The sequence below is a fragment of the Rathayibacter sp. PhB152 genome (genome assembly GCF_003751395.1).
Lineage (GTDB): Bacteria > Actinomycetota > Actinomycetes > Actinomycetales > Microbacteriaceae > Rathayibacter > Rathayibacter festucae.
The window spans coordinates 311,766-336,775 of the sequence record NZ_RJUT01000004.1 but is presented as its reverse complement, the minus strand read 5'-3'; the positions used below and the strand labels follow the sequence as shown (position 1 = coordinate 336,775).

Sequence of the window (25,010 nt, the reverse complement as noted above, 5' to 3'; positions counted from 1 at the left end):
GCGCCTCAGCTGCCCGCCGTCGCGACCAGGGCCGCCGCGCCCAGGGCCAGCGCCCAGCTGACCAGCGAGCCGACCAGGAAGTACTCCGCCTTCGAGCCGCCCTCGCCGTCGCGGGAGATCTCCGGGAAGCGCACGATGCCCTTCGCCGCGAAGACGGCGCCGGCCAGCCCGATCGCTCCGGCGAGGGTGAGCCCGGCCACGAGGAGCCGCTCCAGCGGCCCGATCGCGCGACCGCCGCGCAGATCCGGGACGCGCACCTCCTGGGGCGCCGGCCGGGCGAATCGAGCGCGGAGCGAGAAGCGGCTGCGGGCGGCGACCGGCTGCGGCAGCTCGCGGTAGAGGGCGGCGCGCACGACGACGTTGGCGCTCTCGAGGAGGAAGAGCGCGGCGCCCCCGGCGAGCAGCGCCTGAGCGATCGGCGGGATCGGCCCGGAGCGCCCGAGCCCCGCGTAGGCGTCGACCAGGGGGCCGGCGGCGGGCCCGGCCGCGCGATCCAGCACCGAGAGCACGAGGACCGCGACGACCAGGCCGACGGCGGGTCGGAGCCCACCGGGCGGCCGGGTGCCCGCCGCGGTCGTCGTGAGCAGCAGCCAGGCTCCGGAGAGGACCGCGACGATCGCGACCCCGAGCGGCGGAGCCCCGAGGCCGAGCACCGCGGAGAGCACTGCTCCCACCCAGAGCACGACGATCGTGCCGGCAGCGACCGGCCTGCCGAGGTGCGTCCGCGCGAGGTCGGCCAGCCCGACGAGCGCGAGCAGCAGCGCGGTCAGCACGCGTCCGCCAGCAGTCGCGCGCCGGTGAGCAGGGCGCCGGCGCCTGCGCGCCGCAGCGCCTGCGACACCGCCGACTGCGTGATCGACTCCTGCTCGGCCAGGACCTTCTGCGGCAGCCCGCGCGCGGTGCCGAGCACGAGCCGCCGGTCGCGGTCGCTCATCTCGCCGACGAGGGCGTCGCGGGCGAGGAGGTAGGCGTTCACCGCGGCCTCCTGCGCGTCCGGGGCGTCCGAGGCGATGAACCAGCCCCGGGCGGTCGGCACGGCTCCGTCCTCGAGGGCGTGCGCCCGCTCGATGGCCGCTCGCGCGCGCCACCAGCCGGGCCCGTCCTGCAGGTCACCGGCGACGCCCGAGCCGACCACCCTGATCTCGCCGCGACCGAGGCCGACCCGGCAGTCCACCCCGGGCGGCAGTGCGAGCCGCGCCTGCAGGGTCGCCCCGAGGGCCGCGGAGACGGAGGGGTAGACCGCCTGGAACTCGTCCCCGACCGTCGGGTGCAGCGGTTCGAGTGCCGGGACCGCCCCGTCGATCGCCGCGAAGCCGCGCTCGATCTCGCGTTGCACGGAGGACCGGGCAGTGATCTCCCGGGAGTCGACCAGGTCGAGCAGCACCGCGACAACGAGGGGTTCGGTCATCGCATAAGCCTACAGCTGATATCCGTCAGATATAAGCTCTCAGCTGATACGGTCAGTGACCCATCCCGAGGCCGCCGTCGACGGGGATGACGGCGCCGGAGATGTAGTCCGCCTCGTCGCCCGCCAGCCAGCGGGTCACCTTCGCGACCTCGGCAGCCGTGCCGTAGCGGGCCAGCGGGATGCTCTTGCGGTACTCCGCCTGCTGCTCCGCCGGGAGCTCCGCCGTCATGTCGGTCTCGATGAAGCCGGGTGCGACGACGTTCGCCGTGATGTTGCGGGCGCCGAGCTCGCGGGTGAGCGATCGGGCGAAGCCGACCAGCGCGGCCTTGGACGAGGAGTAGTTGATCTGACCCGGTCCGCCGTAGAGGCCGACGACGCTCGAGATCAGGACGATGCGGCCGAACCTCTGCTTCAGCATCGCCTTCGACGCCCGCTTGACGACCCGGAAGGCGCCGGTGAGGTTGGTGTCGATCACGGAGGTGAAGTCCTCCTCCGACATGCGCAGCAGCAGCATGTCGCGGGTGATGCCGGCGTTCGCGACGACGACCTCGACGGGGCCGAGCTCGGCCTCGATCTGGGAGAAGGCGGCGTCGATGGACGCGGAGTCGGTGACGTCGGCGACGACGGTGAAGGAGCCCTCGGGGCCGGAGCCGGAGCGGGCGGTGACCGCGACCCGGTGACCGGCCGCCACGAACTCCTCGGCGATGGCGTAGCCGATCCCCCGGTTGCCCCCCGTGACGAGAACGGTGCGCGGCGTGGTCATGGTGTCCCTCTCCGCCGGTGCGCGGGCGGCTCCGGACGACCCGTACATCTTAGAGGCGCTCGGCGCAACACATCCGCGGATAGGGCCGTCTCAGCCTTCGCTTGGCGCGCACGACGTAGTCTTGTGGGGCTGTGAAATCACGCGAATCGCTCACCTCCCTCCCGCCGTCGCCCAGTGCCGCGCGTCGCTCCCGCGCGATCAAGTACTCCATCGCCATGGGCATCAGGATGGTCTGCGTGATCTGCCTGATCTTCGCCCAGGGCTGGTGGCTGCTCTTCTTCGCCCTCGGCGCGATCGTGCTCCCGTACTTCGCGGTCGTGCTCGCCAACGTCGGCAGCGCCGGCGAGAGCGGCACGGTCGAGCGTCCCGGCGCGATCGTGCTGTCCCGGCCGGTGCCGCCGTACGTGCCGCCCGCGGCGGACGACGCCGCACCCTCCGCCGACGCGCCCGAGGGCGGCGACCCGAGCGAGGGACGACGGTGATCCCGCTCGGCGGCGTCCCGGATCAGCACGCCTGCTCGCGCGCCGGCTGCCCGCAGACCGCGACCTGGGCGATCGAGTGGCGGAACCCGCGCATCCACACCGCGGACCGCCGGAAGACCTGGCTCGCCTGCGGTGAGCACCTCGACTACCTGCGCGAGTTCCTCGCGGCCCGGGAGTTCCCGCTCGAGGTGAAGCCGCTGCTGACGGTGGACCGCGGAGCCGCTCTGTGAGCGCCACGGCGACGCGGCCGTCCTGGCGCTTCGCCTTCTCGCGCCGCTGGTTCGGCTACCTGGCCCTCACGATCGTCTTCGCCGTCGCCTGCGTGCTGCTCTCGCGCTGGCAGGTCGCGCGGCTCGACGAGGCGGCGAGCACCAACCGACTCGTCACCGCCAACTGGAACGCGGACCCCGTCGCACTCGACGGACTGCTCCCCGAGGGAGCGAGCTGGGACGACGCGCTCGAGTACCGGCCCGTCGAGGTCAGCGGCGTCTACGAGACCAACGGCGAGACGCTCGTCCGCAACCGGCCGTACAACGGCAATCCCGGCTTCGAGATCCTCACGCCGCTGCGCCTCGCGGACGGCAGCGTCTTCGTCGTCGATCGCGGCTGGGTCCCGGTCGGCTCCACCCAGGACTCCCCCGACGTCGTCCCGGCCCCGCCCGAGGGCGAGGTCACGGTGACGGCGCGACTCAAGCCGGGCGAGGGTCGCATCGAGGGCCGCGGTGCCCCCGCCGGCCAGATCGCCACGATCCAGCTCGACGACCTCTCCGCGCAGCTCGACGAGCCGCTGCGCACCGCGGGCTACGGGCTGCTGATCCAGGAGGACCCGGCTCCGATCGAGGAGCGGCCCCTCGCCGCGATCAAGCCGGTCGCCGACGAGGGCCTGCACATCAGCTACGCGATCCAGTGGGTGCTCTTCGCGATCATGGGCTTCGGCGGTCTCGCCTGGGCGATCCGGCACGAGTACCGGATCCGCAACGCCGACGACCCCGAGGTCATCGCCGCCGAGGAGCGCCGCGAGCAGCGCCGCCTCCGCCGGGGCCGCACCGACGCCGAGATCGAGGACGAGCTGCTCGACGCCCGCTGACGGAGCGGGATCCACCGAGATGACGCCCGCCCGCATGCATGCTGGTCGAGCAGCCGCGGCACGCGGCGTATCGGGACCCACGGCGCCGGGACTCGGGGATCCCTGGACGCCGCGGGTCAGGCCAGCATGATCAGGTCGAGGTAGTCCGCGGTCCAGTGGTCCTCGGTGCCCTCGGGCATGATCAGCACGCGCTCGGGGTTGAGCGCCTCCACGGCCCCCTCGTCGTGGCTGACCAGGACGACCGCGCCCTCGTAGTGCGCGAGCGCGTCGAGGATCTCCTCGCGGCTGGCCGGATCGAGGTTGTTGGTGGGCTCGTCGAGCAGCAGCACGTTGGCGCCCGAGACGACGATCATCGCCAGGGCGAGGCGGGTCTTCTCGCCGCCGGAGAGGACGCCGGCCGGCTTGTGCGAGTCGTCGCCGGTGAAGAGGAACGAGCCCAGCACGCGGCGGGCCTCGGTCTCGGTGAGGTTCGGGCTCGAGGAGACCATGTTCTCCAGCACCGAGCGCTTGACGTCGATCGTCTCGTGCTCCTGGGCGTAGTAGCCGATGCGCAGGCCGTGGCCGGCCTCGATCACGCCGGTGTCGGGCGCGTCCACGCCGCCGAGGATGCGCAGCAGAGTCGTCTTGCCCGCACCGTTCAGGCCGAGGATGACGACCTTCGAGCCGCGGTCGATGGCGAGGTCGACGGAGGTGAAGATCTCGAGCGATCCGTAGCTCTTCGAGAGGTTCTGCGCCTGCAGCGGGGTGCGGCCGCAGGCGGACGGGGTCGGGAAGCGGAGCTTGGCGACGCGGTCCACGGCACGGACCTCCTCGAGGCCGCTGAGCATCCGCTCGGCGCGCGCGACCATCTGGTGCGCGGCCGCGGCCTTCGACGCCTTCGCGCCGAAGCGGGCGGCCTGGAGCTGCAGGGCACCGGCCTTCTTCTCGACGTTGACGCGCTCCTTCTTGCGGCGCTCCTCGTCGGCCGCGCGCTGGCGGAGGTAGTTCTTCCAGTTCATGTTGTAGACGTCGATGACCTGGCGGTTGGCGTCGAGGTAGAAGACGCGGTTCACGGTCTCGCCGACCAGCTCGATGTCGTGGCTGATCACGATGAAGCCGCCGCGGTAGTTCTTCAGGAACTCGCGGAGCCAGACCACGGAGTCGGCGTCGAGGTGGTTGGTCGGCTCGTCGAGGATGAGCGTCTGGGCATCGGAGAAGAGGATGCGGGCGAGCTCGATGCGGCGGCGCTGACCACCCGAGAGCGTCTTCAGCGGCTGGTCGAGGATCCGGTCCGGCAGGTTCAGGTTGCTCGCGATCGACGCCGCCTCGGCCTCCGCCGCGTATCCGCCGAGCGAGAGGAAGCGGTCGGTCAGGTTGCCGTACTTCTTCATCCCGGCCTCGCTGACGGCCGTGTCGCTGCTCGACATCGCGACGGTGGCCTCCTGCATGCCCAGCACCAGCTGGCCGAGGCCGCGGGCGTCGAGGATGCGCGTGCGCGCCAGCTCCTCGGGGTCACCGGAGCGCGGGTCCTGCGGCAGGTAGCCGATCTCGCCGCCGCGGTCGACCGATCCCTTCGCGGCGATGAGGTCGCCGGCGAGGACCTTGGTCAGCGTCGTCTTGCCCGCGCCGTTGCGGCCGACGAGGCCGACCTTGTCGCCGTCGCCGACTCTGAAGGACACGTTCTCCATCAGGAGTCGGGCGCCGACTCGGAGTTCGAGGTCGTGCACGCTGAGCACTGTGCTGTCCGTTCCCGCCAAGAAATGGCGTTCGGTTCGGGAGGTGTGGGGCAAGAGGCCGCGGAGCGGCAGCCCCCTAGTATATTTCCTGAGCCGCGGGGCGGATCCACGTCCGCTCACCGCGGACGCGCTCGCTCCTCGCTCTCGGGCGACACGGTCTTTGGAGAACAGACATGTCCAGCTACTCTCTCGCCCCGTCGCGACCGGTCCTGGCGGACCGGCTGCTCACCCGCTCGCTGGTCACCGATCTGGTGCTCGTCCTCGCCGCCGCCGCGTTCACCGCCGGCATGGCGCAGCTCTACATCCCGATGTGGCCGGTCCCGATCACGGGCCAGACCTTCGCGGTCCTGCTCGTCGGCACCACCCTCGGCGCCCTGCGCGGCGCGCTCTCGATGGGCGTCTACGCGCTCGTCGGCGCCCTCGGCGCCCCGATCTTCACCGAGGGCTCGAGCGGCTGGGCCGTCCTGTCCGGCCCGACCGGCGGCTACATCGTCGGCTTCGTCCTCGCCTCGATCGTCACCGGCTGGCTCGCCCAGCGCCAGTGGGACCGCCGTGTCGTCGGCACCGCCGTGACCTTCCTCGCCGGCACCGCCACGATCTACCTGGTCGGACTCCCCTGGCTCGCCACCGCGCTCGGCTCGATGGGCTACCCGGCCGACCTCGGCTCGGTGCTGACGGCCGGCCTCGTGCCCTTCCTCGTCGGCGACACCCTCAAGATCCTGCTCGCCGCGGCGCTGCTGCCCACCACCTGGGCGCTGCTCGGCCGCCGCAAGGGCTGACCCGCCCCGCACGCACGACGAAGGGCCCGGAGGATCATCCTCCGGGCCCTTCGCCGCACCTGCCGCCGATCGAACGGCGCGGCTCTCGATCGAGAAGGCTCTAGATCGAGAAGCCGAGGGCGCGCATCATGTCGCGGCCGTCCTCGGTGATCCGGTCCGGGCCCCACGGCGGCATCCAGACCCAGTTGATCCGGAACGCCTCCACGACGCCGTCGAGCGACTCCGCGGTCTGCTCCTCGAGCACGTCCGTCAGCGGGCAGCCCGCCGAGGTCAGTGTCATGTGGATGACCAGGGCGTCGTTCTCGTCGTCCCAGCCCAGGTCGTAGATCAGGCCGAGGTCGACGACGTTGACACCGAGCTCGGGGTCCATGACGTCCTTGAGCGCCTCCTCGACCTGGTCGAAGAGCTTCGGGTCGAGCGTGGTGACCGCCATGATCAGGCCGTCGCCGGGGCGAGGAAGCGGTCGTAGCCCTCGTCCTCGAGTCGGGTGGCGAGCTCCTTGCCGCCCTGCTCGGCGATCCGGCCGGCGACGAAGACGTGCACGAAGTCGGGCTGGATGTAGCGCAGGATCCGCGTGTAGTGCGTGATCAGCAGGACGCCGAGACCGGTCGACGCGTGAGCGCGGTTGACGCCCTCCGAGACGATCTTGAGCGCGTCGACGTCGAGGCCGGAGTCGGTCTCGTCGAGGACGGCGAACTGCGGGGCGAGCAGCTCGAGCTGGAGGATCTCGTTGCGCTTCTTCTCGCCGCCCGAGAAGCCCTCGTTGACGTTGCGCGCCGCGAAGGACGGGTCCATCCGCAGGTCGGCCATGGCCTTCTTGACGTCCTTGGTCCAGGTGCGGATCGCCGGCGCCTCACCCGCGATCGCGGTCTTGGCGGTGCGGAGGAAGTTGGTGTTGGTGACACCGGGGATCTCGACCGGGTACTGCATGGCGAGGAAGAGGCCGGCGCGAGCGCGCTCGTCGACGGTCATGTCGAGGACCTCGACACCGTCGAGGGTGATCGAGCCGCCGTCGACGTGGTACTTCGGGTGCCCCGCGATCGTGTACGCGAGGGTGGACTTGCCGGACCCGTTCGGGCCCATCACGGCGTGGATCTCACCCTGGTTGATGGTGAGGTCGACACCGCGGAGGATCTGCTTGGTCCCCTGCTCGGTCTCGACACTGACGTGGAGATCGCTGATCTGGAGAACGGACATTCAGACTTCCTTCGTGACGGTCGGGTCGATGTAGACGTCGCCGTCGATGACCTCGACGACGAAGACGGGAACCGGCTCGAAGGCCGGCAGGTTCAGGGGGGCGCCGGTGCGCAGCGAGAACGCCGAGCCGTGGGCCCAGCACTCGAGGGTGTCGTCCTCGACGAAGCCCTCGGCGAGGGAGACCTCGCCGTGCGTGCAGGTGTCCCCGATGGCGTGGATCTCGCCGGCCGTGTCCTGCACGATCGCGATGGCGATGCCGTCGACGACGTAGCGGACGGCCTGGTTGGGGATCAGCTCCGAGGCGGCGCAGATCCTCGCGGCGTCGCTCATGCGGACACCTCCGGGCTGTACGCGCCGGTCTGCCCGGCGCTGCCGGCCAGCTCGGCCTCGATCGCGAGCTGGAGGCGGTCCTCGAGCTCGGTCACGCCGATCTGCTGCACGATCTCGCTGAGGAAGCCGCGGACGACCAGGCGGCGCGCCTCGTCCTCGCGGATGCCGCGCGACTGCAGGTAGAAGAGCTGCTCGTCGTCGAAGCGGCCGGTCGCCGAGGCGTGGCCCGCTCCGGCGATGTCGCCGGTCTCGATCTCGAGGTTCGGGATCGAGTCGGCGCGCGTGCCGTCCGAGAGGACCAGGTTGCGGTTCTGCTCGTAGCTGTCGGTCCCGTTCGCGCTCTGGCGGATCAGCACGTCGCCGATCCAGACCGTCCGCGCGCCCTGGCCCTGCAGCGCGCCCTTGTAGGTGACGCGGCTGCGGGTGTCGGGAGCGTCGTGGTCGACGTAGACCTGCTGCTCGAGGTGCTGGCCGCCGTCGGCGAAGTACAGGCCGAGGAGCTCGCCGTCCGCGCCGCGCTCGACGAGGTGCGCCGAGGGGTTCACCCGGACGATCGAGCCGCCGAGCGTGACGACGATGTGCTTGACCTTCGCGTCGCGGCCGACGCGGAGGAAGTGGTTCGCGAGGTGGCGGGCGTCGTCGGCCCACTCCTGCAGCGTGACGATCGTCAGCTGCGCGCCCTCGCCCACGAGGACCTCGACGTTCTCGGCGAGCGTCGCCTCGCCCTCGTTCTGCAGCACGACGACGCCGCGCGCGTACGGCGCGGCCTCGATGATCGTGTGCGCGGCACGGGGGGCGGAGCCGAGACCGGTGCGCACGAGCGTCGCGACCTTCTCGTCCTCGCCGGTCACCCGGATCGAGAGCGCCTTCTCGAACTGCGACCAGGCGTTCGCGGCGGCGCGGTCCTCGGGGAGGCCCGCGGTGCCGATCCGCGCGTCGTCGCGGCCGACCCAGGAGACGTCGACGCCCTCGACCGCGGCCGACTCCAGCGGAGTCGGCGAGCCGTCGAGGGGGCCGTCGATCAGGTCGCCGAGGCGGGCGACCGGGGTCAGCTTCCAGGCGATCTCGCGACCGGTGACCGTCTCGAAGGCGTCGACGTCGGTGGACGCGAAGCGCTCGGAGCGGGTCTGCACGGGCGTGAACGCCCCGTCGGAGTGCGCGGCGATGCCCAGGCGCGCGGCGGCGTCCGCGCCGTCGATCGCAGGGGACGTCGGGGCGCTCGTGGGGACCGTCATCAGGCGGTGGTTCCTTTCGAAGGGTGCTGGCCGCCCGACTCGGGCGGCCTCGGGGCCGGTGGGGCGAGCGTCAGCCGACGCTGCCCTCCATCCCCATCTCGATGAGCTTGTTGAGCTCGAGGGCGTACTCCATCGGCAGCTCGCGCGCGATCGGCTCGATGAAGCCGCGGACGATCATGGCCATGGCCTCGTCCTCCGGCATGCCGCGGGACATCAGGTAGAAGAGCTGCTCCTCGCTGACCTTCGAGACCGTGGCCTCGTGGCCGAGCTGGACGTCGTCCACGCGGATGTCGATCGCCGGGTAGGTGTCCGAGCGCGAGATCGTGTCGACCAGGAGCGCGTCGCAGCGCACCGTGTTCGCGGAGTGGTGCGCGTTGGCGTCCACCCGGACCTCGCCGCGGTAGCCGGCCCGGCCGCCGCCGCGGGCGATCGACTTGGAGACGATCGACGACTGCGTGTACGGAGCCATGTGGATCATCTTCGCGCCGGCGTCCTGGTGCTGGCCGGGGCCCGCGAACGCGACGGACAGGGTCTCGCCCTTGGCGTGCTCGCCGACCAGGAAGATCGACGGGTACTTCATGGTGACCTTGGAGCCGATGTTGCCGTCGATCCACTCCATCGTCGCACCCTCGTGCGCGATCGCGCGCTTGGTGACGAGGTTGTAGACGTTGTTCGACCAGTTCTGGATCGTCGTGTAGCGCACGCGGGCGTTCTTCTTCACGATGATCTCGACGACGGCCGAGTGCAGCGAGTCCGACTTGTAGATCGGCGCCGTGCAGCCCTCGATGTAGTGGACGTAGCTGCCCTCGTCCGCGATGATCAGCGTCCGCTCGAACTGGCCCATGTTCTCGGTGTTGATCCGGAAGTAGGCCTGCAGCGGGATGTCGACGCGCACGCCCTTGGGGACGTACACGAACGAGCCGCCGGACCAGACCGCCGTGTTCAGCGCGGCGAACTTGTTGTCGCCGGCCGGGATGACGGTGCCGAAGTACTCCTCGAAGATCTCGGGGTGCTCGCGGAGGGCGGTGTCGGTGTCCATGAAGATGACGCCCTGCTCCTCCAGGTCCTCGCGGATCTGGTGGTAGACGACCTCGGACTCGTACTGCGCGGCCACGCCGCCGACGAGGCGCTGGCGCTCCGCCTCGGGGATGCCGAGCTTCTCGTACGTGTTCTTGATGTCGTCCGGGAGGTCCTCCCAGGTCTGCGCCTGCTTCTCGGTGGAGCGGACGAAGTACTTGATGTTGTCGAAGTCGATGTCCGACAGGTCGGCACCCCAGGTGGGCATCGGCTTGCGCTCGAAGAGGGCGAGCGCCTTCATGCGCCGCTCGCGCATCCAGGCCGGCTCGTTCTTGAGCGCGGAGATGTCGGAGACGACCTCGGGCGAGATGCCGCGGCGCGCGGAGGCGCCGGCGGAGTCCGAGTCGGACCAGCCGAACTCGTAGACGCCCAGGCTCGCGAGCTCGGGGCGGTCGATCAGGATGTCTGACATAAGTACCTCGTTTCCTACCCACTGGTAACCGGTCGGGTTCCGGAGTCATTCCCCGAGGGGGATCCGAGGAGCACATCCGGGCCGACCACGCCATCGAGTCGATGGGCGGAGCGGAGCGGTGCGTCCCGGGAAGTCCTGAGGCTTGCGGTGGCGCTCCATCGGGCCGAGGTCCGGGTCTCGCCGTCACGGCGACCGACGCGTCCCGCGTCGAACCTGAACCAACTACTCATCCTACGGAAGCCGTGCTCCCAGTGGAACCTCTGCACCTGGGTGTCGCCCGGGCACTGGAGCCCGCGCCGCCAGACCCGCATGACCACACCCGTGTCGGTGGTCCGTGCTGGAGTGTCCGCATGACGAACGACGACAGCATCCCGACCCTCCCCCGCCTCCTCCTCGCGCTGGCGCGCATCGGCCTCGAGCCGGGCTCCGCGCGCGACTTCGGCGCACTGGCCGAGCCGCTCGCGCGGAGCCTCCCGCTGCAGCGGCTCGCGCTCGCGCTGGCCCGGCTGCGCCGCCACCTGCGGACGGGTGGGACCAGCCGACGAGCCGATCACCGTCCGGGTCAGAGCGCGGGCGCGAGCTCCTCGACCTGCTGCCGACGCTGAGCGCGCACCGTGAAGAGGCGCGGATTCACGTCGAGCAGGACCCGAAGCGCGCCGACCCAGACGAACGCGGAGCCGAGGAGGTGGACGGCGACGAGCGCCTCCGGCAGGGCGAGGAGCGACTGGGCGACGCCCACCAGCGCCTGCACCCCCACCACGACGAGGAAGGTGATCACGCGGCGCCGTGCCAGCTCGGAGCCCGGCACGCGCGCCAGCAGCACCAGCAGCGCGAGTCCGAGCACGAGCGTCGCCGTCCCGAGGACCCCGTGCACGACGGTGACGCTCTCCCAGTGGAACCGCATCCGCGGGACCTCGGCCGAGTCGCCCGCGTGCGGGCCGGTGCCGGTCACCAGGGTGCCGACGGCGATCACGGCCAGCGTCACCGCGACGAGCGCGATGCTCACCCCTCGGGTGAGTGCATCCGGCTCGAACGCGACGGACTGCGAGCGGTGCGCTCGGTGCCAGGTCAGCGCCGTGGTCGTCAGCAGGGCGATCGCGAGCATGAAGTGGCCCGCGACGATGTACGGGTTGAGTCCCGAGTGCACGGTCGCGCCGCCGGCGAGCGCGTTCGCGACCACGAGCCAGAACTGCGACCAGGCCAGCCGGGTCATCGTGCGGTCGCGCGGCTTCTGCAGCCGGGCCGCGGTGATGGCCCAGCCGACCGCGACGATCAGCACGCCGGTGAAGGCGCGGTTGGTGAACTCGATGAAGCCGTGGATCCCGAGCTCCGGCGTCGAGGTCAGCGAGCCCGCATCGCAGGCGGGCCAGGTCGGGCAGCCGAGGCCCGAGCCGGTCAGGCGCACGACGCCGCCGAAGAAGATGATGAGGATGCTCGCGACGAGCGCGGCCGTCGTCCCCCAGCGCAGGGCGCGGGGGCTCAGGACGACCCGCTCGGCGAGGAACGAGAACGGCGTCACCATCAGAACGGCAGCAGCGGGTCGATGCCGACGGCGAGGAACAGCAGCGTGAGGTATCCGATCGAGCCGTGGAAGACGCGCATCGGCGAGACGTGCTCGTGACGGATCGCGAGGCTGTAGAGGCGGTGCGTCTCGGCGATGAACCAGACACCGCTCGCGAGGGCGACGACCGTGTAGACGACGCCCATGCCGGCGACGGGGATGAGCAGCAACGAGCACGCGACGGTGGCCCACGCGTAGAGGATGACCTGGAGACCGACGATGCTGCGCCCGCGCACGACGGCGAGCATCGGCACGCCGGCGGCGCGGTAGTCCTCGCGGTACTTCATCGAGAGCGGCCAGTAGTGCGGCGGTGTCCAGAGGAAGATCACCGAGAACAGGATGATCGGCGCCCAGTCGAGCGAGTTCGTGACCGCGGCCCAGCCGATCAGCACGGGCATGCAGCCCGCGATGCCGCCCCAGACGATGTTCTGCGGCGTGCGGCGCTTGAGGAACAGCGTGTAGAAGAGCACGTAGATGAGGATCGCGGCGAGCGAGAGCGACGCGGCCAGCCAGTTGGCGGTCAGGCCGAGCCAGACGATCGACAGCACGCCGATGGTGGTCGCGAAGACCAGGGCCTCCCGGTCGGAGACCTCGCCGGTGACGAGCGGGCGGTTGCGGGTCCGCTTCATCACGCGGTCGATGTCGCGGTCGATGTAGCAGTTGAACGCGCCGGCCGACCCGGCGCTGAGCGCCCCGCCGATGAGGACGTTGAGGACCAGCAGCAGGTTCGGGATCCCGCCCTGCGCCAGGATCATCGTGGGCGCGGTGACCACGAGCAGCAGCTCGATCACCCGCGGCTTCGTCAGCGCGACGTACGCCCTCACCTTGCGCGACAGGGGCGACCGGACGGGTCCTCCCCGCTCGATCGCGGTGGTCTCTGCGACTACGTCCATTGCTCCTCTAACGATCGATGATCCCGAACGAGTGTAATGCGCGCCGGATGGGGGCGGGCCCGGAGTGCACGCTTGTCCAATCGGACGCCGACATATGCGAGGCGCAACCCCCGATCCCCGGCGCACCCCCCTCCGTATACTCGGAACTGCTCGCCAGAGCGCCCGGCCCGCACCCGAGTTCCGCCCGACTGATCAGTCGCGCGAGGCCGAACGGGGCGTCGTCGGAAGCATCGTGTCGAAGTCGTCATGCGCGCTCCACCATGCGAGAGGGCGGACGGTCCCCGTCTGCCCCACGTCTCGAGAAGGGTCAGTACCTAGTGTCAGAACTGCAATGGGATTCCATTGACGAGAAGGCAGTCGACACGGCGAGGGTTCTCGCCGCGGACGCGGTCGAGAAGGTCGGCAACGGCCACCCCGGCACCGCCATGAGCCTCGCGCCGGCCGCGTACCTCCTGTTCCAGAAGGTCATGCGCCGCGATCCGTCCGACGCGACCTGGATCGGGCGCGACCGCTTCATCCTCTCCGTCGGCCACTCCTCGCTGACGCAGTACGTCCAGTTCTACCTGGGCGGCTACGGCCTCGAGCTCGACGACCTCAAGGCGCTGCGCACCTGGGGCTCGAAGACCCCCGGCCACCCCGAGTACGGCCACACCGACGGCGTCGAGATCACCACCGGCCCGCTCGGCCAGGGCCTCGCCTCGGCCGTCGGCTTCGCCTACGCGGCGCGCTTCGAGCGCGACCTGTTCGACCCCGAGGCCGCCGCGGGCACCTCGCCGTTCGACCACTTCGTCTACGTCATCGCCGGCGACGGCGACCTGCAGGAGGGCATCACCAGCGAGGCCTCCTCGCTCGCCGGCCACCAGCAGCTCGGCAACCTCGTCGTCATCTACGACTCCAACCAGATCTCGATCGAGGACGACACCAACATCGCCTTCACCGAGGACGTCAAGGCGCGCTACGAGGCCTACGACTGGCAGGTCCAGGTCGTCGACTGGAAGAAGACCGGCGAGTACCACGAGGACGTCGCCGAGCTGCACGCCGCGATCGAGGCCGCCAAGGGCGAGACCGACAAGCCGTCGCTCATCATCCTGCGCACGATCATCGGCTGGCCCTCGCCGAAGAAGCAGAACACCGGCAAGATCCACGGCTCCGCCCTCGGCGCCGACGAGCTCCGCGGCCTCAAGGAGGTGCTCGGCTTCGACCCCGAGAAGACCTTCGACGTCGCCGACGAGGTCCTCGAGCACACCCGCAAGGCCGTCGAGCGCGGCCAGGCGCAGCACGCCGAGTGGAACGAGACGCTCGAGGCGTGGGCGACCGCGAACCCCGAGAAGAAGGTCCTCCTCGACCGCGTCCTGAGCGGCGACCTCCCCGAGGGCGTCCAGGAGGCCCTCCCGGTCTTCGAGCCCGGCAAGGAGGTGTCGACCCGCGCCGCGTCCGGCAAGGTCATCAACGCCCTCGCCGGCGTCGTGCCCGAGCTCTGGGGCGGCTCCGCCGACCTCGCCGAGTCGAACAACACGACCATCGAGGGCGCCGGCTCCTTCGTGCCGAGCGAGTTCTCGACCCACGAGTGGACCGGCAAGAAGGGCGGCCGCGTGCTGCACTTCGGCATCCGCGAGCACGCCATGGGCGCGATCCTCAACGGCATCGTCCTGCACGGCAACACCCGCCCCTTCGGCGGCACCTTCCTGATCTTCTCCGACTACATGCGCCCGGCGGTCCGTCTCGCCGCGCTCATGAAGGCGCCGGCCATCTACGTCTGGACCCACGACTCCGTGGCCCTCGGCGAGGACGGCCCGACGCACCAGCCGGTCGAGCAGCTGGCGGCCCTCCGCGCGATCCCGGGACTGGACATCGTCCGCCCCGGCGACGCCAACGAGGTCGCCTACGCCTGGAAGACGATCCTGGAGCGCCGCGAGGGCCCGGCCGGCCTCGCGCTGACCCGCCAGAACATCCCCGTCTTCGAGCGCGGAGAGGGCGACGCCACCGGCGAGACCTTCGCCCACGCGTCGAACGTCGCCCGCGGTGCGTACATCCTCGCCGAGGCGCCGAACGGCACCCCCGACGTGATCCTCATCGCCACCGGCTCCGAGGTGCAGATCGCCGTCGAGGCGCGCGAGCTGCTCAAGGGCGAGGGCGTCAACGCCCGCGTCGTCTCGGCCCCGTCGCTCGAGTGGTTCGAGGAGCAGGACGCCGAGTACCGCGAGAAGGTGCTGCCGTCCGCCGTGAAGGCGCGCGTCTCGATCGAGGCCGGCCTGAGCCTCGGCTGGCAGAAGTACGTCGGCGACGCCGGCCGCTCGGTCTCCATCGAGCACTTCGGCGCCTCCGCCGACTACAAGACCCTGTTCCGCGAGTTCGGGATCACCACCGAGGCGGCCATCACCGCCGCCAAGGAGTCGCTCGCGGCGTCCTGACCACGAAGGCCGCGTCCACCCGGGCGCGGCCTTCGCCGTCGGGCCCACGACTCCCCACCGACCCGCACCATCGAACGAGAAGAAGAGACATGACCGAGAACACCCCCACCGCAGACCTCTCCGCCGCCGGCGTCAGCATCTGGCTCGACGACCTGTCGCGCTCGCGCATCTCGAGCGGCGGGCTGCAGAAGCTCATCGACGAGAAGAACGTCGTCGGAGTCACCACCAACCCCACGATCTTCGCCGCGGCCCTCGCCAAGGGCGAGTCCTACGACGAGCAGGTCGAGGAGCTCGCCGCCGCCGACACCTCGGTGACCGACGCGGTCTTCGCGATCACCACCGACGACGTCGCCGCCGCCTCCGACGTCTTCCGCCCGATCTACGACGCGACGAACGGCTACGACGGCCGCGTCTCGATCGAGGTCGAGCCGGGCCTGGCGCACGACGCGCAGGGCACCATCGAGCAGGCCAAGGCCCTCTGGGCCAAGGTCGACCGCCCGAACGCGATGATCAAGATCCCCGCGACCGTCGAGGGCCTCGAGGCCATCACCGAGGCCATCGGCTCCGGCATCTCGGTCAACGTCACGCTGATCTTCTCGCTCGCCCGCTACCGCGCCGTCATCAACGCGTACCTGGCCGGCCTCGAGAAGGCCAAGGACGCCGGCATCGACCTGTCGACCATCCACTCCGTCGCCTCGTTCTTCGTGTCGCGCGTCGACACCGAGATCGACAAGCGTCTCGAGGCCGTCGGCACCGACGAGGCCCTCGCGCTGAAGAGCAAGGCCGGCGTCGCCAACGCGCAGCTCGCCTACGAGGTCTTCGTCGAGGCGTTCGCCACCGAGCGCGCGCTGCTCCTGCAGGAGTCCGGCGCCAACCGCCAGCGTCCGCTGTGGGCTTCGACCGGCGTCAAGTCGACCGACCTCCCCGACACCCTCTACGTGACCGAGCTGGTCGCGGCGGGCGTCGTCAACACGATGCCCGAGAAGACCCTCGAGGCGACCTTCGACCACGGCGTCATCGCCGGCGACACGGTGACCGGCTCCTACGCCGACGCCAACGCCGTCCTCGACGCCGTCGCCGCGCAGGGCGTCTCCTACGCCGAGGTCACCGAGCTGCTCGAGAAGGAGGGCGTCGAGAAGTTCGTCGTCTCCTGGAACGAGCTGCTCGACACCGTCACCGCCGCGCTCGAGGGCGCGAAGGCGAAGGCCTGAGCATGACGATCCAGATCCACCTCAGCGGCGACGCCGAGAAGGCCGCCGACCGCGTCGTGCCAGAGCTCGTCGCCGACGAGGTCGCCTCGGGCATCACCGCCCAGGTCCCGACCCTCTGGGGTGCGGCGGCCGAGGAGGAGTCGGCGAAGCGCCTCGGCTGGACCGAGTCGACCACCGTCTCCCGCCCGCTGATCCCCGAGATCCTGGCGCTCCGCGAGGAGTTCCAGGCCAAGGGCATCGACCACATCGTGCTCGGCGGCATGGGCGGCTCCTCGCTCGCGCCCGAGGTCATCACCCGGACCGCCGGAGTCGAGCTCACCGTGCTCGACTCCACCGCGCCCGGGCAGGTCCTCGCGGCCCTGAACGACCGCCTCGCGTCGACCGCGGTCGTCATCTCGTCCAAGTCCGGCTCGACGGTCGAGACCGCCAGCCAGAAGAAGGCCTACGAGAAGGCGTTCACCGAGGCCGGCATCGACCCGCTCGACCGCATCGTCATCGTGACCGACCCCGGCTCGCCGCTCGACTCGTCCTCGCGCGAGGCCGGCTATCGGGTCTTCAACGCCGACCCGAACATCGGCGGCCGCTTCTCGGCGCTCTCCGCGTTCGGCCTCGTGCCGTCCGGACTCGCCGGCGCCGACATCGAGGCCCTCCTCGACGAGGCGGCGGAGGCGTCCCTCGGCCTGGCCGTGGACACCCCGGAGAACCCGGGTCTGCTCCTCGGCGCCGCGATCGCCGCCACCAGCCCCCGCCGCGACAAGCTCGCGATCGTGGCCGACGGCACGCACATCGTCGGCTTCGCCGACTGGGCCGAGCAGCTCATCGCCGAGTCCACCGGCAAGGACGGCACGGGCATCCTCCCCGTCGTCCTCGGCACCCTCGCCCCCGAGCTGTCGGAGGACCTCGCCGACGTGCAGGTCGTCCGCCTGGTCGAGGACGCGAGCGCGCTGCACCTGTTCCCGCGCGACCGGCACGAGGGCGAGATCCTCCTGTCCGGCTCGCTCGGCGCGCAGATGCTGACCTGGGAGTACGCGGTCGCGGTCGCCGGGCGCCTGCTCGGGATCAACCCGTTCGACCAGCCCGACGTCGAGTCGGCGAAGGTCGCGACCCGGGCCCTGCTCGAGAAGCGCCCGGAGCCGGCGACCCCGGCCTTCACGGACGCGGGCATCGAGGTGACCGGCACGTCGAACGTCACCGAGGGCGTCTCGACCATCGCCGCCGCTGTCGACCGCCTCCTCGCCCAGCTGGGCGAGGGCGGCTACGTGTCGATCCAGGCCTACGTCGACCGCCTCGCGCTGCCGCAGCTGGAGGGCGTCCGCGACCTCCTCGCCGCGCAGTCGAAGCGTCCGGTGACCTTCGGCTGGGGCCCGCGCTTCCTGCACTCGACCGGTCAGTACCACAAGGGCGGAGCGCCGACCGGCGTCTTCCTCCAGATCGCCGAGCGCGCGAGCACGGATCTCGAGATCCCCGAGAGCCCGTTCACCTTCGGCCAGCTGATCCAGGCCCAGGCCGCGGGCGACGCGAGCGTGCTCGCCGAGCACGGCCGCCCGGTCCTGACGCTGACCCTGACGGACCCCGAGGCCGACCTCGAGGCCCTCTTCGAGGCGCTCAACACCTGATCCGCCGGGCGCGGCGTCCCGTCCTCCTCCGGGAGGCGGGGCGCCGCGCCCGCGGTCGTCCGCGCGATCCGCCCCGACCGCGCTCGCAAGCCCTCAGCGGAGCGGGCAGGCGTCACCACTCCCCCTCCGTCACCGATAGCAGTGCGCCGAGGCGCCGGCTCCGCCGGACCGCGGCACACAGAAGGACACTGCACATGTCTGTGGACATCACTCCCGAGTTCAACCCGCTGCGGTTGAGCTTCGACCGCCGGCTGAACCGGATCGCGGGGCCGAGCGGCCTCGTCATCTTCGGCGTCACCGGCGATCTCTCCCGCAAGAAGCTCATGCCGGCGGTCTACGACCTCGCCAACCGCGGCCTGCTGCCGCCCGGATTCGCGCTCGTCGGCTTCGCCCGGCGCGACTGGGACGACCAGGACTTCGAGAAGGTCGTGCACGACTCCGTCAAGAAGCACGCGCGCACCGAGTTCCACGAGGAGGTCTGGACCCAGCTCGCGCAGGGCATCCGCTTCGTGCAGGGCGAGTTCGACGACCCCGAGGCGTTCAGCCGCCTGAAGACGACGGTCGACGAGCTCGACCGCGAGCGCGGCACGAACGGCAACTTCGCCTTCTACCTCTCGATCCCGCCGAAGTCCTTCCCCCAGGTCACCGAGCAGCTGCGCAACTCGGGCCTCGCGGAGCAGAAGGACGGCCAGTGGCGCCGCGTCGTCATCGAGAAGCCCTTCGGCAGCGACCTGAAGACCGCACGCGAGCTCAACGCCGTCGTCGAGTCGGTCTTCCCGCCGGACTCCGTCTTCCGCATCGACCACTACCTCGGCAAGGAGACGGTGCAGAACATCCTGGCGCTGCGCTTCGCCAACATGATGTACGAGCCGCTCTGGAACTCGAACTACGTCGACCACGTGCAGATCACCATGGCCGAGGACATCGGAGTGGGCGGCCGCGCCGGCTACTACGACGGCATCGGCGCCGCGCGCGACGTCATCCAGAACCACCTGCTCCAGCTGCTCGCCCTCACGGCGATGGAGGAGCCGATCTCGTTCGACGCCGCGGACCTCCGCGCCGAGAAGGAGAAGGTCCTCGCGGCCGTCCGGCTGCCGAAGGACCTCTCGACCGTCACCGCCCGCGGGCAGTACTCCGGCGGCTGGCAGGGCGGCGAGAAGGTGCTCGGCTTCCTCGAGGAGGACGGCATGAGCCCGACCTCGACGACCGAGACCTTCGCCGCGATGCGCCTGGACATCGGCACCCGCCGCTGGGCCGGCGTGCCGTTCTACCTGCGCGCGGGCAAGCGCCTGGGCCGCCGCGTCACGGAGATCGCCGTGGTCTTCAAGCGCGCGCCGCAGCAGCTCTTCGCCGAGAGCCAGACCACCTCGCTCGGGCAGAACGCCCTGGTCATCCGCGTGCAGCCCGACGAGGGCGTCACCATGCGCTTCGGCTCGAAGGTGCCCGGCGCGGGCATGCAGGTCCGCGACGTCACGATGGACTTCGGCTACGGACACGCCTTCACCGAGGCGAGCCCCGAGGCCTACGAGCGTCTGATCCTCGACGTCCTCCTCGGCGAGCCGCCGCTCTTCCCGCGGCACGAGGAGGTCGAGCTCTCCTGGAAGATCCTCGACCCGATCGAGGAGTACTGGGCCACGCAGGGCCAGCCCGAGCAGTACCGCCCCGGAACCTGGGGCCCCGAATCCGCCGACGAGCTCCTCGCTCGCGACGGCCGCACCTGGAGGCGCCCGTGATCGTCGATCTGCCCGACACCACGACGAGCGAGGTCTCGAAGACCCTCGTCAAGATCCGCGAGGAGGGCGGCGCCGTCGCCCTCGGCCGCGTGCTCACCCTCATCATCGCGACCTCCCGGGGTCACGAGGAGGAGGCGATCGACGCCGCCAACGACGCGTCCCGCGAGCACCCGATGCGCGTCATCGTCGTCTCGAAGGACGACGGCCTGACCACGGTCCCCGTCGACGCCACCCCGCGCGTCGACGCGCAGATCCGCGTGGGTGGCGACGCCGGTGCGAGCGAGGTCGTCGTGCTCCGCCCGTTCGGCGACGCCGCGACGGACGAGGAGAGCCTGGTCACCGGGCTCCTGCTCCCCGACGCGCCCGTGGTCGCCTGGTGGCCGAACAGCGCGCCCGACAGCGCCTCGAAGTCGCCGATCGGCCGCATCGCGACGCGCCGGATCACCGACGCCTCCGCGCAGTCCAACCCGGCCGAGGCTCTGCACCACCTGGCCTCGACCTACGCCCCCGGCGACACCGACTTCGCCTGGACGCGCCTCACCCTGTGGCGCGCCCAGCTCGCCGCGGTGCTCGACCAGCCGCCGTACGAGCCGATCACGGCCGTCGAGGTCTCCGGTGCGCCCGACTCCCCCTCGACGATCCTGCTCGCCGCCTGGCTGCAGCTCGAGCTCGACATCCCCGTCGACCACGAGCTCACCATCAGTGCGACCGGGTCCAGCGGGATCCACGGGGTGCGCCTCTTCCGCGAATCCGGCGTGATCGAGCTCGAACGCTCGATCCCGAACGTCGCGACGCTGACGCAGCCGGACCAGCCCGTTCACGACATCTCCCTGCCACGCCGGAGCCTCCGCGACTGCCTGGCGGAGGAGCTGCGCAGGCTCGACCCGGATGACCTGTACGGTGAAGTGATCTCGCGCGGTGTGGACATGCTCACCGAGAAGAACGACGCTCGCAGCGCGTCCTGACACCGCCGCACTCCCCGGCCGCCGCACCCTGCACGCCAGGCGCGGCGGCCGGGGAGACGGCCATCCGCCGATGGCGACCGACCCGAAGGAGACCCCGATGACCACTGACCGCCGTGTGCTCGTCCACCGAGACAAGCAGACCCTCGCAGGCTCGGTCGCCGCGCGCTTCCTGACGAAGACGATCGACATCCTCGACGACCTGGGCACGGCGAACGTGGTCCTCACCGGCGGGACGATGGGGGCGGCGACTCTCAAGGAGATCGGCGGCTCCTCCGCCGCGGGCAACGTCGACTGGACCCGCGTGCACTTCTGGTGGGGCGACGAGCGCTGGGTGCCCCGCGGCCACGAGGACCGCAACGACGTGCAGGCGGGCGACCTCTTCGAGCGTCTCGAGGTGCCGACCGAGAACGTGCACTCCTACCCCGCGTCCGACGAGGGCCTCGACCTCGACGGCGCGGCCGCCGCCTATGACGCCGAGCTCCGCGCGCACGCGACCGAGGGCCGCGACTACCCGCGCTTCGACATCACCTTCCTCGGGGTCGGCCCCGACGGCCACATCGCCTCGCTCTTCCCGGAGCGCTCGGCCATCCGCCACCCGCAGCCGGGAGTGCTGGCGGTCCGCAACTCCCCCAAGCCGCCGCCCGAGCGCCTCACGCTCACCCTGCCGCTGATCAACCAGTCCGACCGGATCTGGATGGTCCTCGCCGGCGCCGACAAGGCGTCCGCACTCGGGCTCGCCCTCGCGGGCGCGAGCACGAACGAGGTGCCGGCAGCCGGCGCGTTCGGCCGCAAGCGCACGGTGTTCTTCGTCGACCAGGAGGCCGCGGCTGAGGTGCCCGAGTCGCTGATCGCGCCGAGCTACTGAGCTCTCCCCGGCTCGTCCGGGAACGACGAAGGGCCCGCCTCCTCTGGAGGACGGGCCCTTCGTCGTTGCACCGGCCCTGCGGCCGGCGGTGCTCAGGAGGGGGTCGCGGTGCCCCGGCGGGCGCGCAGCTGCTGCAGCGCCTCCTCGAGGAGCTGAGCGGCCTCGGCCTCGGTGCGGCGCTCCTTCACGTACGCGAGGTGCGTCTTGTAGGGCTCCGACTTCGCGACCTGGGGCGGGTTCGCCCGGTCGCGCCCGGCGGGGAGACCGGACTGCGGGGAGTCGATCACCTCGGGGATCTCGTCCTCGGGGAGGGCCGCCGAGAAGTGGCGCACCGTCTCGTTGCCGAGGGCGTCCCAGTAGGAGACCGCGACGCGCTCGGCGTGGTAGCCCCGGTCCTGCTCGCCCATGGGTCCCGCGCCGACGCGCGAACCGCGGATTGCACTGCCGCCTGATGCCATTCCGTTTACCCCTATGCTCCGGTGTCGAACTTGGTGATGAGACCGAGCACCACGATGCAGGCCAGCCAGACGAGGCCGAGGATCACGGTGATGCGGTTCAGGTTGCGCTCTGCGACGCCCGAGGCACCGAGGTTCGAGGTGACTCCACCGCCGAACATGTCGGACAGTCCGCCGCCGCGCCCCTTGTGGAGCAGGATCAGCATGGTGAGCAGGAGGCTCGTGATGCCCAGGACGACCTGGAGCACGACCTGGAGGATGTCCACGCGGTACCTTTCGAAGTTCTGGCGCGTTGCACGCCTCGACGAGTATAACGGCGCCTGCGAACCCCCGGGGAATCGCGTCGCCCTGTGTTCTGTCCGCTGTATATGCGAGGGGTGCGACTTCTGGTGAGGGGCGGAGGGGACGGCCTCGTCGCGGCGCCTTCCCGCGCTCCTGCGGAGCGCCCGCCAGACCCGAGCCTGTCGCCGCGACGAGGCCATCCCCTCCGCCCGCGCACGCGCGAGGCCCCCCCAACCAGCACTTGGGTGAGAAGTCCCGCGGAGACGGAAGACCGAGTGAACGACCAGCCGTGCGGCGGCGAGGGCAACCGGCGATTCGCGTGCCAGCGAATCGTCGTGGCCGGACGCAGGACGCTCTGAGGGACGCGACCACCTCAAGGAGCCGACTGCGCCAGGCCGCGCAGGGAGCGGCCTGGAAGAGAGCACGGTTCCGGAACCCCGCGCCCAGAGACTGGACACCGAAACGACAGAAGGGGTGGGCCCGTGGGCCCACCCCTTCTGCATCAGAGCGTCAGACGCCCACGTGGTTGCGGAACCGCGCGATCGCAGCGAATTCCTCGACCTGGAGGCTGGCGCCTCCGACGAGGGCGCCGTCGACGTCGGGCTCGCGCATGAAGCCGGCGATGTTGCCGGACTTGACGGAGCCGCCGTAGAGGATGCGCGTCTTCGCCGCGGTGTCGGCGCCGAGGATGTCGGCGACGACGTCGCGGAGGGCCTTGCAGACCTGCTGGGCCTGCTCGGGCGTGGCGGCCTGTCCGGAGCCGATGGCCCAGACGGGCTCGTACGCGACGACGAGGTCGGCGTCCGCTGGCAGGCCGGTGAGGGCCTCCTTCAGCTGCGCGACCGGCACCGCGGACGGACCGTGCTTCTCGAGGTCCTCGGCGGTCTCGCCGACGCAGACGATCGGCGGCACGCCGTGCTTGACGGCCGCGGCCGTCTTCGCAGCGATGTCCGCGTCGGTCTCGCCGTGGAGCGTGCGACGCTCCGAGTGGCCGACGATGACGTAGTCGCAGTCGAGCTGCTTGAGGAACTGGCCGGAGATCTCACCGGTGTAGGCCCCGCTGTCGAACTTCGACAGGTCCTGCGCGCCGTACTTGAGCGGCAGCTTGTCGGAGTCGACGAGGATCTGCACGGGGCGCAGATCGGTGAACGGCGGGAACACCGCGACCTCGACGCCGTCGAAGTCGTGGTCGGCGTCCTTGAGGCTCCACGCGAGCTTCTGGACGAAGGCGATGGCCTGGAGGTGGTCCAGGTTCATCTTCCAGTTGCCGGCGATGAGCGGGATGCGGGATGTCACTGCCATCCGAGGACCTCCAGTCCGGGGAGGCGCTTCCCCTCGAGGAATTCGAGGCTGGCTCCGCCTCCCGTCGAGATGTGGCCGAACTGCCCGTCCTCGAAGCCGAGGGCGCGCACCGCGGCGGCCGAGTCTCCGCCGCCGACGACGCTGAGTCCGTCGACCTCGGCGAGGGCCTGGGCGACGGCCTTCGTGCCGGCCGCGAACGGCTCGAGCTCGAAGACGCCCATCGGTCCGTTCCAGAACACGGTCTTCGAGGCCGCGACGACCTCGGCGAACCGCTTCGCGGTGTCGGGCCCGATGTCGAGACCGAGGCCGTCCGCGCCGAAGGCGGTGTCCACGATCGCGTCGGCGGGAGCCGTCACGTACTCGGCGTCCGCTCCGAACTTCGAGGCGACGACGACGTCCGTGGGGACGACGATCTCCACCCCGAGCTCCTTCGCCTTCGCGAGGTAGCCGAGGACGGTGTCGATCTGGTCGGCCTCGAGCAGGCTCTTGCCGACCTCGTGGCCCTGGGCCTTGAGGAAGGTGAAGAGCATGCCGCCGCCGATGAGGATCGAGTCGACCCGCGGGAGCAGGTGGTCGATGACGCCGAGCTTGTCCGAGACCTTCGAGCCGCCGAGGACGACCGTGTAGGGGCGCTCCGGCTTCTCGGTCAGGCGGTCCAGGACCTCGAGCTCGGCGGCGATCAGGGTTCCGGCGGCGCTGGGCAGCAGCTGGGCGAGCTCGTAGACGCTCGCCTGCTTGCGGTGCACGACGCCGAAGCCGTCGGAGACGAACGCGTCGCCGAAGGCGGCGAGCTTCTCGGCGAAGGCGCGGCGCTCGTCCGCGTCCTTGCTGGTCTCCCCCGGGTTGAAGCGGAGGTTCTCGAGCACGACGACCTGGCCGTCCTCGAGGGCGTCCACCGCGGCGGAGGCGGAGTCGCCGACCGTGTCGTCGGCGAACGAGACGGGGGCGTCCAAGAGCTCGCCGAGGCGCTTCGCGACGGGCGCGAGGCTGTACTTCGAGTCGGGGGCGCCGTCCGGGCGGCCGAGGTGGCTCACGACCACGACTCGCGCGCCCTCGGCGACGAGCCGCTGGAGCGTGGGCACCGACGCGCGCACGCGGCCGTCGTCCGTGATCGTTCCGTCCTTCAGGGGGACGTTCAGATCGCAGCGGACGACGACGCGCGTGCCGGCGAGGGAGCCCAGTGAGTCCAGAGTGCGGAGCGTCACGGTGTCACTCGTCACGGAGTCGTGAC

General features: G+C 71.0%; 26 protein-coding genes. 11 read left to right on the top strand and 15 right to left on the bottom strand.

Features of this window, described 5'->3' with window-relative positions; translation table 11 throughout:
* Positions 1-5: 5 nt before the first annotated feature.
* Genes EDF36_RS11510 through fabG form a run of 3 tightly spaced genes read right to left on the bottom strand, consistent with a single transcriptional unit; the run spans position 6 to position 2,171 of the window.
* The gene (locus EDF36_RS11510) at positions 6-773 is read right to left on the bottom strand and encodes a hypothetical protein (RefSeq protein WP_123733097.1); all 768 of its coding nucleotides are present in this window, start codon (positions 771-773) and stop codon (positions 6-8) included.
* On the bottom strand, positions 767-1,408 hold the full coding sequence (locus EDF36_RS11505) for a SatD family protein (protein WP_123733096.1): 642 nt from the start codon (positions 1,406-1,408) through the stop codon (positions 767-769). Before EDF36_RS11505 ends, EDF36_RS11510 begins: the two co-directional genes overlap by 7 nt.
* A 52-nt stretch (positions 1,409-1,460) precedes the next feature.
* Positions 1,461-2,171 (bottom strand): 3-oxoacyl-ACP reductase FabG, encoded by a 711-nt coding sequence (gene fabG / locus EDF36_RS11500; protein WP_123733095.1) that lies wholly within the window; start codon positions 2,169-2,171, stop codon positions 1,461-1,463.
* A gap of 131 nt (positions 2,172-2,302) precedes the next feature.
* On the opposite strand from fabG, the gene EDF36_RS11495 reads away from it, so the two are divergent.
* Genes EDF36_RS11495 through EDF36_RS11485 form a run of 3 tightly spaced genes read left to right on the top strand, consistent with a single transcriptional unit; the run spans position 2,303 to position 3,740 of the window.
* The gene (locus EDF36_RS11495; RefSeq protein WP_123704289.1) at positions 2,303-2,653 is read left to right on the top strand and encodes a DUF3099 domain-containing protein; all 351 of its coding nucleotides are present in this window, start codon (positions 2,303-2,305) and stop codon (positions 2,651-2,653) included.
* On the top strand, positions 2,650-2,883 hold the full coding sequence (locus tag EDF36_RS11490; protein ID WP_243839950.1) for a hypothetical protein: 234 nt from the start codon (positions 2,650-2,652) through the stop codon (positions 2,881-2,883). The genes EDF36_RS11495 and EDF36_RS11490 overlap by 4 nt, the downstream gene beginning before the upstream one ends.
* Positions 2,880-3,740, top strand: a complete 861-nt coding sequence (locus tag EDF36_RS11485; RefSeq protein ID WP_123733094.1) for an SURF1 family protein — start codon at positions 2,880-2,882, stop codon at positions 3,738-3,740. Before EDF36_RS11490 ends, EDF36_RS11485 begins: the two co-directional genes overlap by 4 nt.
* Positions 3,741-3,856: 116 nt before the next feature.
* Here EDF36_RS11485 and EDF36_RS11480 read toward each other — a convergent pair whose 3' ends face one another.
* Complete coding sequence (locus EDF36_RS11480; RefSeq protein WP_123733093.1) at positions 3,857-5,455, bottom strand: ABC-F family ATP-binding cassette domain-containing protein; 1,599 nt, start codon at positions 5,453-5,455, stop codon at positions 3,857-3,859.
* 173 nt (positions 5,456-5,628) lie between these two features.
* Here EDF36_RS11480 and EDF36_RS11475 point away from each other — a divergent pair, with 173 nt between their 5' ends.
* On the top strand, positions 5,629-6,234 hold the full coding sequence (locus tag EDF36_RS11475) for a biotin transporter BioY (RefSeq protein ID WP_123733092.1): 606 nt from the start codon (positions 5,629-5,631) through the stop codon (positions 6,232-6,234).
* Between the two features lie 100 nt (positions 6,235-6,334).
* Here the strand turns inward: EDF36_RS11475 and EDF36_RS11470 are convergent, their stop codons facing one another.
* The 5 genes from EDF36_RS11470 to sufB form a co-directional block, all read right to left on the bottom strand.
* Entirely contained in the window at positions 6,335-6,667 is a 333-nt protein-coding gene (locus tag EDF36_RS11470) for a metal-sulfur cluster assembly factor (RefSeq protein ID WP_123446284.1), read from the bottom strand.
* A gap of 2 nt (positions 6,668-6,669) precedes the next feature.
* Positions 6,670-7,431, bottom strand: coding sequence for a Fe-S cluster assembly ATPase SufC (gene sufC, locus EDF36_RS11465; protein ID WP_123446283.1), 762 nt, complete (start codon positions 7,429-7,431; stop codon positions 6,670-6,672).
* Positions 7,432-7,761 (bottom strand): non-heme iron oxygenase ferredoxin subunit, encoded by a 330-nt coding sequence (locus EDF36_RS11460; protein WP_123446282.1) that lies wholly within the window; start codon positions 7,759-7,761, stop codon positions 7,432-7,434. It abuts the gene before it with no gap.
* Entirely contained in the window at positions 7,758-8,996 is a 1,239-nt protein-coding gene (sufD, locus tag EDF36_RS11455) for a Fe-S cluster assembly protein SufD (RefSeq protein ID WP_123733091.1), read from the bottom strand. The genes EDF36_RS11460 and sufD overlap by 4 nt, the downstream gene beginning before the upstream one ends.
* Positions 8,997-9,066: 70 nt before the next feature.
* Positions 9,067-10,485 carry a Fe-S cluster assembly protein SufB gene (gene sufB / locus EDF36_RS11450; RefSeq protein WP_123446280.1) on the bottom strand — a complete coding sequence of 473 codons (1,419 nt, stop codon included), beginning with the start codon at positions 10,483-10,485 and terminating at the stop codon, positions 9,067-9,069.
* 350 nt (positions 10,486-10,835) lie between these two features.
* On the opposite strand from sufB, the gene EDF36_RS11445 reads away from it, so the two are divergent.
* Positions 10,836-11,090, top strand: coding sequence for a hypothetical protein (locus EDF36_RS11445; protein WP_123733090.1), 255 nt, complete (start codon positions 10,836-10,838; stop codon positions 11,088-11,090).
* On the opposite strand, the gene EDF36_RS11440 is transcribed toward EDF36_RS11445, so the two are convergent.
* Both EDF36_RS11440 and EDF36_RS11435 read right to left on the bottom strand, forming a co-directional pair.
* On the bottom strand, positions 11,048-12,007 hold the full coding sequence (locus EDF36_RS11440) for a heme A synthase (protein ID WP_123733089.1): 960 nt from the start codon (positions 12,005-12,007) through the stop codon (positions 11,048-11,050). The two genes, EDF36_RS11445 and EDF36_RS11440, sit on opposite strands and share 43 nt — an antisense overlap.
* Positions 12,007-12,939, bottom strand: a complete 933-nt coding sequence (locus tag EDF36_RS11435) for a heme o synthase (RefSeq protein WP_123704301.1) — start codon at positions 12,937-12,939, stop codon at positions 12,007-12,009. The genes EDF36_RS11440 and EDF36_RS11435 overlap by 1 nt, the downstream gene beginning before the upstream one ends.
* 317 nt (positions 12,940-13,256) lie before the next feature.
* Between EDF36_RS11435 and tkt the strand changes: the two genes are divergently transcribed.
* The 6 genes from tkt (at position 13,257) to pgl (ending at position 21,740) form a co-directional block, all read left to right on the top strand.
* On the top strand, positions 13,257-15,350 hold the full coding sequence (gene tkt / locus EDF36_RS11430; RefSeq protein ID WP_123704303.1) for a transketolase: 2,094 nt from the start codon (positions 13,257-13,259) through the stop codon (positions 15,348-15,350).
* 89 nt (positions 15,351-15,439) lie between these two features.
* Entirely contained in the window at positions 15,440-16,561 is a 1,122-nt protein-coding gene (gene tal / locus EDF36_RS11425; protein ID WP_123446275.1) for a transaldolase, read from the top strand.
* Positions 16,562-16,563: 2 nt separating this feature from the next.
* Positions 16,564-18,177 carry a glucose-6-phosphate isomerase gene (locus tag EDF36_RS11420; protein ID WP_123704305.1) on the top strand — a complete coding sequence of 538 codons (1,614 nt, stop codon included), beginning with the start codon at positions 16,564-16,566 and terminating at the stop codon, positions 18,175-18,177.
* Positions 18,178-18,371: 194 nt separating this feature from the next.
* On the top strand, positions 18,372-19,910 hold the full coding sequence (gene zwf / locus EDF36_RS11415) for a glucose-6-phosphate dehydrogenase (protein WP_123733088.1): 1,539 nt from the start codon (positions 18,372-18,374) through the stop codon (positions 19,908-19,910).
* Entirely contained in the window at positions 19,907-20,875 is a 969-nt protein-coding gene (locus tag EDF36_RS11410; RefSeq protein WP_123446272.1) for a glucose-6-phosphate dehydrogenase assembly protein OpcA, read from the top strand. Before zwf ends, EDF36_RS11410 begins: the two co-directional genes overlap by 4 nt.
* 97 nt (positions 20,876-20,972) lie before the next feature.
* The gene (gene pgl, locus EDF36_RS11405; protein ID WP_123704869.1) at positions 20,973-21,740 is read left to right on the top strand and encodes a 6-phosphogluconolactonase; all 768 of its coding nucleotides are present in this window, start codon (positions 20,973-20,975) and stop codon (positions 21,738-21,740) included.
* A 92-nt stretch (positions 21,741-21,832) separates the two neighbouring features.
* On the opposite strand, the gene EDF36_RS11400 is transcribed toward pgl, so the two are convergent.
* From EDF36_RS11400 to EDF36_RS11385, 4 genes are all read right to left on the bottom strand, one after another.
* The gene (locus tag EDF36_RS11400) at positions 21,833-22,198 is read right to left on the bottom strand and encodes an RNA polymerase-binding protein RbpA (protein ID WP_123446271.1); all 366 of its coding nucleotides are present in this window, start codon (positions 22,196-22,198) and stop codon (positions 21,833-21,835) included.
* An 11-nt stretch (positions 22,199-22,209) separates the two neighbouring features.
* Positions 22,210-22,461, bottom strand: a complete 252-nt coding sequence (gene secG / locus EDF36_RS11395; protein WP_123733087.1) for a preprotein translocase subunit SecG — start codon at positions 22,459-22,461, stop codon at positions 22,210-22,212.
* A 526-nt stretch (positions 22,462-22,987) separates the two neighbouring features.
* A complete protein-coding gene (tpiA, locus tag EDF36_RS11390) occupies positions 22,988-23,779 on the bottom strand; it encodes a triose-phosphate isomerase (protein WP_123733086.1) in 792 nt (263 codons plus the stop codon).
* Positions 23,770-24,984 (bottom strand): phosphoglycerate kinase, encoded by a 1,215-nt coding sequence (locus EDF36_RS11385; RefSeq protein ID WP_123733085.1) that lies wholly within the window; start codon positions 24,982-24,984, stop codon positions 23,770-23,772. Before EDF36_RS11385 ends, tpiA begins: the two co-directional genes overlap by 10 nt.
* Between the last annotated feature and the right edge of the window lie 26 nt (positions 24,985-25,010).